Below are 14701 nucleotides of genomic sequence, written 5' to 3' on the forward strand. Positions count from 1 at the left end.
TCAAGCACCACAGCGGAGCAACCAACCCCAGCTGCAGCAGCGCGAGCACCTCCTCGACACCCGACAGCAGCGACACCACACCCTGGTAGTCACCAACGGCCACCACCTCGACCGACTCCGCCCGCACCACCTCAGCAGCACCGTGCGCCAGCAACGCCGCACCGAGACCGATCTCGTCCGACCCGACCAGCAGCCAACGGCCGGACAGCGCAGCCTTGTTCGCCCCGGACCACGGCTTCCAGCCGAGCCGGTACTGCCGGCTCTCACCGGCCGACTGCTCGCGGCGGCGACGGCGCCAGTCCGCCAGCACCGGCAGTACGGGGGCCAGCTCCGCAAGCGGCGAACCCTCCTCGAGCACCGCCAGAGCGGCCACGTCCTCGCGCTCGACGGCCTCCCAGAACCGGGCCTCGACCGGGTCGGCCGCACCGGCCGCCAGGGCGAGCGCGGCGGGCATGCCCATCTCCAGCCAGTAGCGGGTGCGCTGGAAGGCATAGGTCGGCAGGTCCACCCTGCCGGCGCCGGTACCGGCGTAGTAGGCGGCCCAGTCGACCGCGATGCCCCGCACGTGCAGGGTGCCGAGCGCGGCCACCAGCAGCTGCGCCTCCGCACGGTCCCGGCGCAGCGCGGAGACCAGGCGGGACGGGGTGCTCTGCGCGGCCTCCCGCTCGGCGAGCACGCTCTCAGCCATCGCGGTCAGCACGCCGTCGGGGCCGAGCTCCAGGAAGGTGCGGACACCGTTCTCGTGCAGGGTCCGGACGCCGTCGGCGAAGCGGACCGCCTCGCGGACATGGCGCACCCAGTAGTCGGCGGCGCCTACCTCGGCCAATCCACCGGTCAGGTTGGAGACCACCGGGATGCGCGGCGCGTGGTAGGTCAACTCCTCGGCCACCGCACGGAACTCGGCCAGCATCGGCTCCATCAGCGGCGAGTGGAACGCATGGCTCACGGCGAGCCGCTTGACCTTCCGGCCCTCCTCCAGCCAAGCCGCCTCCAACGCGGCGACATCCGCCTCCGCGCCCGAAACCACCACCGCCGAAGGCCCGTTGACGGCCGCTATGTCCACCGCACCCTTGAGCACGGCCCGGACGTCCTCCTCGGCGCCCTGCACCGCGAGCATCGCACCACCGGCCGGCAGCGCCTGCATCAGCCGGCCACGGGCGCCCACCAGCCTGCACGCATCCGCCAGCGAGAACACACCCGCGACGTGCGCCGCCGCCAGCTCGCCGATCGAGTGCCCGGCCACGAAGTCCGTCTTCACACCGAACGATTCGACCAGGCGGTAGAGCGCGACCTCGATCGCGAACAGACCCGCCTGGGTGTAGACGGTCTGGTCAAGGAGATCGCTCTCGACGTCGAACATCACCTCTCGCAGCGGCCGCTCCAGCTCGAACTGCGCGCAGATCTCGTCCAGCGCATCCGCGAACACCGGGAACGTGCCGTACAGTTCACGTCCCGTCCCGGCCCGCTGGCTGCCCTGGCCGGAGAACAGCACGGCGGACTTGGCCGCCGAGGTGGTCCCCCGGACCGCGCCCGCGGCCTCACCGTTCGCGGCGAAGGCGGCGAGGGCGTCCAGCAGCGAGGAGCGGTCGGTGCCGGTGAGCACGGCGCGGTGCTCCAGGCCAGCGCGGCCGGTGGCCAGCGAGTAGCTGACGTCCAGCGGATCGGCCTCGGGGTGGCCGGTCAGGTACTCGTGCAGACGGGCCGCCTGGGCGGGCAGCGCCTGGGAGTCGCGGGCCGACAGCAGCAGCGGCAGTACGGCCGGGGCAGGCGCGTCGGCCTCGGCGGCCGGGACGGTCTCGCCCTGCTCCAGGATGACGTGCGCGTTGGTGCCGCTGACGCCGAAGGAGGAGACGGCGGCCCGGCGCGGACGCCCGGTCTGCGGCCAGTCCTGGTTCTGCGTCAGCAGCTCGACCGCGCCCGCCGTCCAGTCGACGTGCGGGGTGGGCTCGTCCACGTGCAGGGTCTGCGGCAGCACACCGTTCTGCAGCGCGAGCACCATCTTGATCACGCCCGCCACACCGGCCGCACCCTGGGTGTGACCGATGTTGGACTTGACCGAGCCGAGGAGCAGCGGAGTCTCCCGGTCCTTGCCGTAGGTGGCGAGCAGGGCCTGGGCCTCGATCGGGTCACCGAGCGCCGTGCCGGTACCGTGCGCCTCGACGGCGTCCACCTGATCCGCCGTCAGACCGGCGTTGGCCAGCGCCTGGCGGATCACCCGCTGCTGAGCCGGACCGTTCGGGGCGGTCAGGCCGTTGGACGCGCCGTCCTGGTTGACGGCCGAACCACGCATCACCGCGAGCACGTTGTGGCCCAGGCGGCGCGCCTGGGAGAGCGGCTCGACGAGCAGCATGCCCGCGCCCTCGGACCAGCCGGTGCCGTCGGCCGTGGCCGCGAAGGCGCGGCAGCGGCCGTCGGCGGAGAGGCCGCCCTGCTTGGAGAACTCGGTGAAGATACCCGGCGTGGCCATCACGGTCACGCCGCCTACCAGTGCCATCGAGCACTCGCCGCCGCGCAGCGCCTGCGCGGCGAGGTGCAGGGCGACCAGCGAGGAGGAGCAGGCCGTGTCGACGGTGACGGCCGGGCCCTCCAGGCCGAAGGTGTAGGAGAGCCGGCCGGAGATCACGCTCGGGGTGTTGCCGGTGAGCAGGTGCCCCTCGACGCCCTCCGGCATGCTCAGCAGCCCGGTGCCGTAGCCTGAGGCGGCGGCGCCGACGAAGACACCCGCGCGCGAACCGCGCACGGTGGCCGGGTCGATGCCCGCCCGCTCCAGGGTCTCCCAGGCGACCTCGAGCAGCAGGCGCTGCTGCGGGTCCATGGCGAGCGCCTCGCGCGGCGAGATGCCGAAGAAGCCGGGGTCGAACTCGCTTGCGCCGTACAGGAAGCCGCCCTCGCGGACGGAGGAGGTACCGGCCCGGACGGCCTCGGGGTCGTACAGGCTGTCCAAGTCCCAGCCGCGGTCGGCCGGGAAGTCACCGATGGCGTCGCCGCCGGTGCTGACCAGTTGCCACAGCGCCTCGGGCGAGTCCACCCCGCCCGGGAACCGGCAGGCCATGCCGACGATCGCCAGCGGCTCGTCCGCCCCGGCTGCGACGGTGACCACCTGGGTTGTGGCCACCGCAGCCCCGCCCAGCTCGCCCGCCAGCTCGCCGAGCACGTACTCGGCCAGCACCTGCGGGGTCGGGTAGTCGAAGACCAGCGTCGCGGGCAGCCGCAGGCCGGTCGCACCGCCGAGGCGGTTGCGCAGCTCGACGGCGGTCAGCGAGTCGAAGCCTAGCTCCTTGAACGCCCGGCCGGGCTCCACCGCCGCCGGCGACCCGTGCCCGAGCACCGCCGCCGCCGCGCCCCGCACCAGCTCCAGGACCGCCGCCGACCGCTCGGCCTCGGCCAGCGGCGCCAGCCGCTCGACCAGCGCCGACCGCCCACCGGCGGCGGCACCGGCCGCACCGGCGACCCGGCGCACCGCCCCGCGCACCAGGCCGCGCAGCACCGGCGGCAGCGCGCCGACGGCGGCGGCGCCGCGCAGGGCGCCGAGGTCGATCCGCAGGGCGACCAGGGCCGCGCCCGCCGAGCCGAGCCCGGCGTCCAGCAGGGCCAGGCCCTGGGCCCGGGTCAGCGGCAGCAGACCACCGCGCGCCATCCGGGAGACGTCGGCCTCGGTCAGGGTGGCGGTCATGCCACCGGACTGGTCCCACGGGCCCCAGGCGAACGAGGTGCCGGGCAGGCCGAGCGAGCGGCGGTGGCCGGCCAGACCGTCCAGGTAGGCGTTGGCCGCCGCGTAGTTGGCCTGGCCACCGGCACCGAGGGTGCCCGCGACGGAGGAGAAGAGCACGAACGCGGCGAGGTCCTGGTCCTTGGTGAGCTCGTGCAGCGTCCAGGCTGCACCGGCCTTCGGCGCCCACACGCCCGCCAGCCGCTCCGCCGTCTGCGAGCCGATCACGCCGTCATCCAGCACACCGGCGGTGTGCACGACTGCGGTCAGCTCACGGCCGGCCAGCACGGCGGCCAGCGCCTCGCGGTCGGCCACGTCGCAGGCGACCACCTCGGCCTGGGCGCCCAACTCGGCCAGCTCGGCCACCAGTTCGGCGGCGCCGGCGGCCCCAAGGCCGCTGCGGCTGAGCAGCAGCAGCTTGCGGATGCCGTACTCGGTGACCAGATGGTGGGCGACGAATCCGCCCAGGGTGCCGGTGGCACCGGTGATCAGCACTTCACGCGCGGGGTCGAGCCGGGCCGGGACGGTGAGGACGACCTTGCCGATGTGCTTGGCCTGGCTGACGAACCGGAAGGCGTCACGCGCCTGCCGGACGTCCCAACTGCGTACCGGCGACAGCTCGATGGCCTCCGCCGCGAACAGGCCGAGCAGCTCGGCCAGCAGCTCGCCGATCCGGACCGGACCGGCCTCGACCAGGTCGAAGGCCCGGTAGGCGACGCCCTCGGGCGCAGCGGCCCGGATGTCGGTCTTGCCCATCTCCAGGAACCGGCCGCCACGCGGCAGCAGGCTGAGCGAGGAGTCCACGAACTCGCCCGCGAGGGAGTTGAGGACGACGTCCACGCCCTCCCCGCCGGTCACGGCGAGGAACTTCTCCGCGAAGGCGAGGTCACGGGAGGAGGCGATGTGGTCGTCATCGAGACCGAGCGAACGCAGCGTGTCCCACTTGCCGGGGCCGGCCGTCGCGAAGACCTCCGCGCCCAGGTGGCGGGCCAGTTGGATGGCGGCCATGCCCACACCGCCGGTACCGGCGTGCACCAGCACGCGCTCACCGGGCCGGACGGCGCCCAGGTCGGTCCAGGCGTACAGGGCGGTCAGGAACACGATCGGGACGGAGGCCGCCTCGGCGAAGCTCCAGCCCTGCGGCAGGCGGGTGACCATCCGCTCGTCGGCGATCGCCAGCGAGCCGAAGCCGCCGGCGAACATGCCGAACACCCGGTCACCGACCGCGAGTCCGGTGACGTCCGGGGCCACCTCGGCCACCACGCCCGCGCCCTCGCCGCCGAGCAGGCCGGCCGGGCCGGGGTACATGCCGAGCGCGCTCAGCACGTCGCGGAAGTTGACCCCGGCGGCCCGGACCGAGATCCGGACGTGCCCGGCGGGCAGCTCTGCCTCGGCGTCGGGGGCGGGCACCAGGCGCAGCGCGTCCAGCGTGCCGCGCTCGGTGCTGTCCAGGCGCCAGGCGGCCGCCTCGGCGGGCAGCGCCAGTTCGGCGGCGGCCTCGACCCGGGCCAGGCGCGGCGTCAGCACCGCACCGGCGCGCAGGGCGAGTTGGGCGCTGTCGGTGGCCAGGGCGGCCGGGAGGGCGGCCCAGGAGTCGGCGGCGCCGTCCAGGTCGGCAAGGACCAGGCGGCCGGGGTTCTCGGCCTCGGCCGAGCGGATGAGCCCCCAGACGGCGGCGCCCGCCAGGTCGGTGACCGGCTCGCCGGGCGCGGTGGCGACCGCGCCGCGGGTGAGCAGCACCAGCCGGGCCGCCTCGAACCGCTCCTCGGCCAGCCAGCGCTGCGCCAGTGCCAGCGCCCGCTCGGGGGCGTCCGGGCCGGCGACCGGCGCGAGCACCAACAACGGTACGTCGGTGCCGAGTTCGGCCAAGTCAGCGATCTGCCGCACGGTCAGCGCGGTGTCCAGCTCGCCGAGCACGGTCAGCGGGCCGTCGGCGGGCTCGCCGGTCGTGCCCAGGGCCTCCCAGGACAGGCGGTACATCGGGTCGCCGTCGGCGACGGGCTCGCTGCGCAGCTGCTCGGCCGAGACCGGGCGGAGCACCAGCGAGTCCACCGAGGCCAGCGGCGCACCGGCCGGGTCGGCGATGGTGAGCGCGACGGCGTCGGGGCCGGCGGCGGTCAGGCGGACCCGCAGTGCGGACCCACCGGTGGCGTGGAGCGAGACACCGGTCCAGGCGAACGGCAGCCGGCCCTGGCCGGAGGCGGCCTCCTCCTTCGTGACGCCGATGAAGTCACCCAGACCGACGGCGTGCAGGGTCGCGTCGAGCAGCGCCGGGTGCAGACCGTAGGCTGCCGCCTCGGCCTGCACGCCCTCCGGCAGCACGACCTCGGCGTAGACCTCGTTGCCGCGCTTCCAGGCGGCCCGCAGGCCCTGGAACATCGGGCCGTAGCCGTAGCCCTGAGCGGTGAGGTGCTCGTAGTGACCGCCGACCTCGACCACGGCGGCACCCGCCGGGGGCCACTCGGTCAGGCTCTCGGCGGCGGTCCCGGCACCGGCCGGGCTCAGCTCGCCGAGCGCGTGGCAGGTCCAGGCGGCGTCGCCGTCGAGCGTCTCGGCGGGTGCTTCGGCTGGGTGGGAGGAGATGGTGACGGAGCGTCGGCCGTCCTCGTCCGCGCCGCTGACCCGCACCTGCAGCCGGACAGCGGCGTCCTCGGTCAGCACCAGCGGTGTCTGCAGGGTCAGCTCGTCCAGGCGGTCGCAGCCGAGCAGGTCGCCGGCGTGCAGCGACAGCTCCACGAAGGCCGTGCCGGGCAGCAGCACCGTGCCCAGGATCGCGTGATCGGCGAGCCAGGGGTGGGTGCGGGTGGAGAGCAGCCCGGTGAGCACCAGGCCCTCGTCGTGCGCCAGGTGGACGGCGGCGCCGAGCAGCGGGTGCCCGGCCGGGCTGAGCCCGAGCCCGGTCGCGGACCCGGCCGGGGCGCCGGTCAGGCGCGGCCAGATGCGGGTGCGCTGGAAGGCGTAGGTCGGCAGGTCGACGCGCCGGGCGCCGGTACCGGCGAAGTAGCCCTCCCAGTCGATCCGCGCGCCCCCGACGTACAGGCGGGCGACGGCGGCGGCCAGGGCCAGCGTCTCGGGGCGGCCGGAGCGCTGGGTGGGGATGCCCTCGGCCAGCGCGGACAGCACGCCGTCCGGGCCGATCTCCAGGAAACTGCGGACTCCCTGCTCACGCAGGCTGGTGACCGCATCCGCGAAGCGGACCGCCGCGCGGACGTGGCGCACCCAGTACTCGGCCGTGGCGAACTCACCAACGCTGGTGGCCACCACGGGGATCCGGGGCTGCGCGAAGGTCAGCGTCTCCACGACACTACGGAACTCGTCCAGCATCGGCTCCATCAGCGCCGAGTGGAACGCGTGGCTGACCGTGAGCCGCTTGACCCGCCGTCCCTCGGCGCGCCAGGCGGCCTCCAGCTCGGCGACAGCGCCCTCGATGCCCGAAACCACCACGGAGTCGGCCGAGTTGACCGCCGCGACGTCGACACCCTCGACCAGCGCAGCTCGGACCTCCCCCTCCGAGGCCTGCACCGCGAGCATCGCACCGCCGCTCGGCAGTGCCTGCATCAGGCGGCCACGGGCCGCCACCAGCGTGCAGGCGTCGGCCAGCGACAGCACTCCGGCCACGTGCGCGATCGCGATCTCACCGATCGAGTGCCCGGCCAGGAAGTCCGGGCGGACGCCCCAGGACTCCACCAGGCGGTAGAGCGCGACCTCGAAGGCGAACAGCGCGGGCTGGGTCCAGACGGTCTGGTTCAGCAGCTCCGACCCGGGGTCGAACATCACCTCGCGCATCGGCTGGTCCAGCTCGCCGTCCAGGTGGGCGAACACCGCGTCCAGCGCGTCCGCGAACACCGGATAGGCGTCGTACAGTTCACGCCCCATCCCGGCGCGCTGGCTGCCCTGGCCGGTGAAGAGCAGCGCGAGCGGCTGCTCCTCCCCCGCCGGGCCGGTCACCAGGCCGGGGGCCTCGCCGCCCTCGGCGAGGGCGGTCAGCGCGGCGGTCAGCTCCTCGCGGGTGGCACCGGTCAGGACGGCGCGGTGCTCGAAGGCGGAGCGGCTGGTGGCCAGGGAGTAGCCGAGGTCCAGCGGGGCGAGCTCGGGCTGCTCGGCGAGCAGGGCGGCCAGGCGCCCGGCCTGCTCGCGCAGGGCCGGTGCGGTGCGGCCGGCCAGCGGCCAGAGCTGGGTGGGCAGTTCGCGGGCCGGGGCGGCCGGCTCCGCGCCGGCCGGGGCCGGGGCCTGCTCGATGATGGTGTGGGCGTTGGTGCCGCTCACCCCGAAGGAGGAGATGCCGGCCCGGCGGGGCTGCCCGGTCTCGGGCCAGGCCACCGTGTCGGTGAGCAGCTCGACGGCGCCCGCCGTCCAGTCGACGTGCGGGGACGGCGCGTCCACGTGCAGGGTGCGCGGCAGCACGCCGTGCTGCATCGCGAGCACCATCTTGATGATGCCCGCGACACCGGCGGCGGCCTGGGTGTGGCCGATGTTGGACTTCACCGAGCCGAGCAGCAGCGCCCGGCCGTCGGTGCGGCGGCGGCCGTAGGTGGCGAGCAGCGCGTCGGCCTCGATCGGGTCGCCGAGCGCGGTGCCGGTGCCGTGCGCCTCGACGGCGTCGATCTGGTCGGCGGTCAGCTGGGCGCCGGCCAGGGCGGCGCGGATCACGCGCTGCTGGGCCGGGCCGTTGGGGGCGGTCAGGCCGTTGGAGGCGCCGTCCTGGTTGACGGCGCTGCCGCGGACCACGGCGAGGATCGGGTGGCCCAGGCGCTGGGCGTCGCTGAGCCGCTCGACGAGCAGCATGCCGGCACCCTCGCCCCAGCCGGTGCCGTCGGCCCCGGCCGCGAAGGCCTTGCAGCGGCCGTCGGTGGCCAGGCCGCGCTGGCGGCTGAACTCGATGAAGACCCCGGGGGTGGACATGACCGTCACACCACCGGCCAGCGCCATCGAGCACTCGCCGCTGCGGATCGCCTGGGCGGCGAGGTGCAGGGCGACCAGCGAGGAGGAGCAGGCCGTGTCGACGGTGACCGCCGGGCCCTCCAGGCCGAAGGTGTAGGAGAGGCGGCCCGAGACGACGCTGGCGGCGTTGCCGGTGCCGAGGTGGCCGCCGAGCTCGTCCTGGGCGCCGACCAGCAGGTGGCCGTAGTCCTGGCCGTTGGTGCCGACGAAGACACCGGTGTGCGAGCCGCGCAGGGTCTGCGGGTCCAGGCCCGCGCGCTCGAAGGCCTCCCAGGAGGTCTCGAGCAGCAGGCGCTGCTGCGGGTCCATCGCCAGCGCCTCACGCGGCGAGATCCCGAAGAAGCCCGGGTCGAACTCGCCGGCGCCGTCGAGGAACGCGCCGACCTGGACGTACGAGGTGCCCACGTGCTCGGGGTCGGCGTCGAAGAGGCTGCCGAGGTCCCAGCCACGGTCGGTCGGGAAGGGGCCGACCGCGTCGCCCTCGCCGACCAGCAGCTGCCAGAGCTGCTCGGGGGTGGCGACCCCGCCGGGGAACCGGCAGGCCATGCCGATGATCGCCATCGGCTCGTCGGTCCGGTCGGCCGCCGCCGCGACGGGGGCGCCTTCGCTCTCGACCGCGAACAGCTCGGCGTGCAGCCAGGCGGCCAGCACGGCGGGCGTCGGGTGGTCGAAGACCAGGCCGCCGGGCAGGCGCAGGCCGGTGGCCCGGCTCAGCGCGTTGCGCAGCTCGACGGCGGTCAGCGAGTCGATGCCGAGCTCGCGGAAGGCCCGGTCGGCCTTGACGGCCTCGGCCGAGGCGTGGCCGAGCACCAGCGCGGTGTGGGTGCGGACCAGCTGCAGCAGCGCGCGCTCCCGCTCGGGGGCGCTCAGTGCGGCCAGCTGGCCGGTCAGGCCGCCCTGTCCGCTGTTTTCGGGAGTGGCCGCCGGTGCGGCGGTACGGGCCTCCGGCAGGTCGGCCAGGTAGCGGGCCGGGCGGGCGGCGGTGAACGCGGGGAGGAAGCGCTCCCAGTCCAGGTCCGCCACGGCCAGCACCGGCTCGTCCTCGGCCACGGCCTGGCCGAGGATCGCGAAGGCGGGCTCGGCGGCCATCGGCCGCATACCGCCCCTGCGCATCCGCTCCTCGACCACGGCCTCCTCGGCGGCCATTCCGGTGCCCGCCCAGGGGCCCCAGGCCAGCGAGGTGGCGGGCAGGCCGAGGGTGTGGCGGTGGACGGCGAGCGCGTCCAGGTAGGCGTTGGCGGCGGCGTAGTTGGCCTGGCCGGCGGCGCCCAGGGTGCCGGTGGTGGAGGAGAAGAGGACGAAGGCCGCCAACTCCTGGTCCAGTGTGAGCTCGTGCAGGTTGCGCGCGGCGTCGGCCTTGGCGGCGAGCACGGCGTGCAGCCGCTCGGGGGTCAGGGTGTCGAGCACGCCGTCGTCCAGGACGCCGGCGGTGTGCACCACGGCCGTCAGCGCACGGCCCTCGATCACCCGGCCCAGCTCCTGACGGTCCGTCACATCGCAGGCGATCAGCTCGGCGTCCGCTCCCAGCGCGCGCAGCTCATCGGCCAGTCCGGCCGCGCCGGGGGCCTCGGGGCCACGGCGGCTGAGCAGCAGCAGGCGCTCGGCGCCCCGGGCGGCGAGCCAGCGGGCCAGCTGCCCGCCGAGCGCGCCGGTCCCGCCGGTGACCAGCACCGTGCCGGAGGGCGTCCAGTCGCCGACGGCCAGTTCGGCACGCGGCGAGCGCTGGAGACGGGCCGCGAACACGCCGGAGGCACGCACGGCCAGCTGGTCCTCGCTCTGCCGGCCCTCGCCCTGCCGGCCCTCGCTCTGCTGGGCGAGCGCGGCGCACAGGCGGGCGGCGGCCCGCTGGTCCAGCGTTTCGGGGAGGTCGAGCAGACCGCCCCAGCGGTCCGGGTGCTCCAGGGCCGCGACCCGGCCCAGGCCCCACAGCTGTGCCTGCTCGGGCGCGGTCAGCTGGTCGGAGCGGCCGACCGAGACGGCGCCCCGGGTGAGCAGCCACAGCGGCGCGGCCACGGCCGCGTCACCGAGCGCCTGCACCAGGGCGAGGGCCTCACCGGCGCCTTCGAGCAGTGCGACGACCCCGGCCAGGTCACCGGCGAACTCGCCGAGCAGCTCTGCCAGTTCCGCGCGGGTCGTACCGGCGGCCACCGTCAGGCGGACCGGCTGGGCGCCGTGCGCGGCGAGCGCGGCCTCGACGTCCGTGGCCTCACCGGTGGCGACCAGCAGCCAACGGCCGGACAGACCCGTCCCGTTGAGCTCGGTGACGGGCTTCCACCGGGTGCGGTAGCGCCAGGTGTCGGTGGTGTGGCGCTCGCGGCGGCGGCTGCGCCAGGTGGCGAGCACCGGCAGCGCCGGGGAGAGCGCCTCGGCGGCCGACTCCGGGTCGGCGACGTCCTCGGAGCGCAGCACTGCGGCGAGCGCGGTCAGGTCCTCCTGCTCGACGGCGGCCCAGAAGGAGGCGTCGAGCGTGTCGGCGACGGCCGCGGCCTTGGCGGGCGCGATGGTCGGCCAGTAGCGGACCTGCTGGAACGCGTAGGTCGGCAGATCCAGCCGCAGCGGACCGGAGTTGGCGAAGTACGCCGCCCAGTCGAGCTTGCTGCCGTGGGTGTGCAGCCGGGCGGCGGCGGCGACCAGCGCCTCGACCTCGGCGCGGCCCGATCGCGCCACCGGTACGGCGAGCGCGCCCTCGGGGGCGAGGGCGGAGAGCACGGCGTCGGGGCCGAGCTCCAGGAAGGTGGTCACGCCCTGCCCGTGCAGGGTGGCGATCCCGTCGGCGAAGCGGACGGCCTCGCGGACGTGCCGCACCCAGTACTCGGGGTCGGCCAGATCGGTGTCCAGGCTGCCGGTCAGGTTGGAGACCACCGGGACGCGCGGCGCGTGGTAGGTCAGCGTCTCGGCGACGGCCCGGAACTCGGCCAGCATCGGCTCCATCAGCCGCGAGTGGAACGCGTGGCTCACGGTGAGGCGCTTGACCTTGCGGCCCTGGGCCCGCCAGGCGGTCTCCAGTTCCGCGAGGTCCGCCTCGGCGCCCGAGACGACCACCGATTCGGGCCCGTTGACGGCCGCGACGTCCACGTAGTCGGCCAGCGCGGCCCGGACCTCGGCCTCCGTCGCCTGCACGGCGAGCATCGCGCCACCGGCCGGCAGCGCCTGCATCAGGCGGCCACGGGCGGCGACCAGCTTGCAGGCGTCGGCCAGGTCGAGCACACCCGCGACGTGCGCGGCGGCCAGCTCACCGATCGAGTGGCCGGTCAGGTAGTCGGGGCGGATGCCCCAGGACTCGATCAGGCGGAAGTACGCGACCTCGATCGCGAACAGGCCGGCCTGGGTCCAGACGGTCTGGTCAAGGAGGTCGGAGTCCCCGAACAGGACCTCGCGCAGCGGCTGGTCCAGCTCGGCGTCGAACTGCGCGCACACCGCGTCGAGCGCGTCCGCGAACACCGGGAAGGCGGCGTACAGTTCACGCCCCATCCCGGCCCGCTGGCTGCCCTGCCCGGAGAAGAGCACGGCGGTGCGCGGGGCGCCCTTGGCCTCGCCGAGCACCACGCCCGGGGCCGGGCGGCCCTCAGCCAGGGCGGCCAGCGCGGCGGTGAGCTCCTCACGGGTGCTGCCGACCAGGGCGGCCCGGTACTCGAAGGTCGAGCGGGTGGTGGCCAGTGCGGCGGCGAGGGCGGTCAGGTCGAGGGTGTCGTCCTCGGCGACGAAGGCGGCCAGGCGGGCGGCCTGGTCGGCCAGGGCCTCCTCGGTCCGGGCGGAGACCAGCCAGGGCAGCGCGGTGGCCGGGCCATGGGTCTGGGCGGGCTCGACCTCGGCGACCGCCGGGGCCTGCTCGATGATGGTGTGGGCGTTGGTGCCACTGACCCCGAAGGAGGAGACGGCGGCCCGGCGCGGACGCCCGGTCTCGGGCCAACTCCGGCGCTCCGTCAGCAGTTCGACGGCTCCTGCGGTCCAGTCGACATGCGTCGAAGGCTGGTCGACGTGCAGGGTCTGCGGCAGCACGCCGTGGCGCATCGCCATGACCATCTTGATCACGCCCGCCACACCGGCGGCGGCCTGGGTGTGACCGATGTTCGACTTCACCGAGCCGAGCAGCAGCGGGACTTCACGGTCCTTGCCGTAGGTGGCGAGCAGGGCCTGGGCCTCGATCGGGTCACCGAGCGCCGTGCCGGTGCCGTGCGCCTCGACGGCGTCGACCTGGTCGGCCGTCAGGCCGGCGGAGGCCAGGGCCTGGCGGATCACCCGCTGCTGAGCCGGGCCGTTGGGGGCGGTGAGGCCGTTGGACGCACCGTCCTGGTTGATCGCGCTGCCGCGGACCACGGCCAGCACCGGGTGGCCCAGGCGCTGCGCGTCGCTCAGCCGCTCGACGAGCAGCATGCCGACGCCCTCGCCCCAGCCCGTACCGTCCGCCGCCTCGGCGAACGCCTTGCAGCGCCCGTCCTGCGCGAGACCGCGCTGGCGGCTGAACTCCACGAAGGTCGCGGGGGTGGACATGACCGTCACACCACCCGCGAGCGCCATCGTGCACTCGCCGGTGCGCAGCGCCTGCATGGCGAGGTGCAGTGCCACCAGTGAGGAGGAGCAGGCCGTGTCGACCGTCAGGGTCGGGCCCTCCAGACCGAGGGTGTACGCCACCCGGCCGGAGACCACGGCGGCCGCGTTGCCGGTGCCAAGGTGGCCCTCGGCCGTCTCGACGGCGCTGAGCAGCAGGGCGGGGTAGTCCTGGCCGTTGGTGCCGACGAAGACACCGGTCCGGGAGCCGCGCACCGACTGCGGGTCCACACCCGCCCGCTCGAACGCCTCCCAGGAGGTCTCAAGCAGCAGCCGCTGCTGCGGGTCCATCGCCAGCGCCTCACGCGGCGAGATCCCGAAGAACCCGGGGTCGAAACCGCCCGGCTCCTGCAAGAACGCACCGACCCGGACGTACGACGTCCCGGGGTGGTCGGCGTCCGGGTGGTACAGGCGCTCCAGATCCCACCCACGGTCGGCCGGGAAGTCACCCACGGTGTCCACACCATCGGCGAGCAGGGACCAGAGGCCCTCGGGCGAATCCACCCCGCCCGGGAACCGACAGGCCATCCCGACGATCGCGATCGCGTCGTCCGCAGCAGCAACAGTCACCGAAGCCTCAACCGCGCCCTTGGTCCGCGCACCCAACAGCTCGGCCCGCAGGAAGTCTGCGAGCACCGCCGGCGTGGGGTGGTCGAAGACCAGCGAGCTGGGCAGGGCGAGGCCGGTGACGGCCGTCAGGCGGTTGCGCAGCTCGACGGCGGTCAGCGAGTCGACGCCGAACTCCTTGAACGGGCGGTCGGCCTCGACGGCCGCGACGGAGGAGTGGCCGAGGGTCGTGGCGACCTGGGCACGGACCAGCTCCACGACCGTACGGGCCTGATCGGCCTCGGTCATGGCGCGCAGCTCGCGGACCAGGGCCGTACCGGCGGGCTCCTCGGACGTGACGGGCCCGGCAGCGGCGGCCTCGAGGGCCTGGCGGGCCTCGGCGATGCCGCTGATCAGGCGGCTGGGCCGGGTCGCGGTGAAGGCCGGGGCGAAGCGGGACCAGTCGAGGTCGGCGGCCACCACGACCGCCTCGCCGCCGCCGACCGCCTGCTGGAGCGCGGTGAGCGCCAACTCCGGGGCCAGGGCCGGGATTCCGGCCTTGCGCATCCGGTCCTCGACGGCGGACTCGTCGGCTGCCATCCCGGCGCCGGCCCACGGACCCCAGGCCACCGAGGTGGCAGGCAGGCCCAGCGAACGGCGGTGCAGCGCAAGGGCGTCCAGGTAGGCGTTGGCAGCCGCGTAGTTGCCCTGACCGGCCGCACCCAGCGTGCCCGAGAGGGAGGAGAAGAGCACGAAGGCGTCCAGCTCCTGCCCAAGCGTCAGCTCGTGCAGGTAGCGCGCCGCGTCCGCCTTGGCGGCAACCACCGAGCGCAGCCGCTCGGCCGTCAGGCCCTCCAGCACACCGTCGTCCAGCACACCGGCGGCGTGCACGACGGCCGACAGCTCCAGGCCCTCAAGGGCCCGGGCCAGCGAGACGCGGTCCGACACGTCGGCGGC

The 14701-nt window shown here is 75.0% G+C and carries 1 protein-coding gene; it reads right to left on the minus strand.

All coding sequences use genetic code 11. The features are described from left to right. Positions 1 to 14701 (minus strand): type I polyketide synthase (locus ABT095_RS37545; protein ID WP_350534113.1); only part of this gene is annotated, 14701 nt, incomplete at both ends.

This window comes from Kitasatospora sp. NPDC002227 (genome assembly GCF_040296285.1).
GTDB lineage: Bacteria > Actinomycetota > Actinomycetes > Streptomycetales > Streptomycetaceae > Kitasatospora.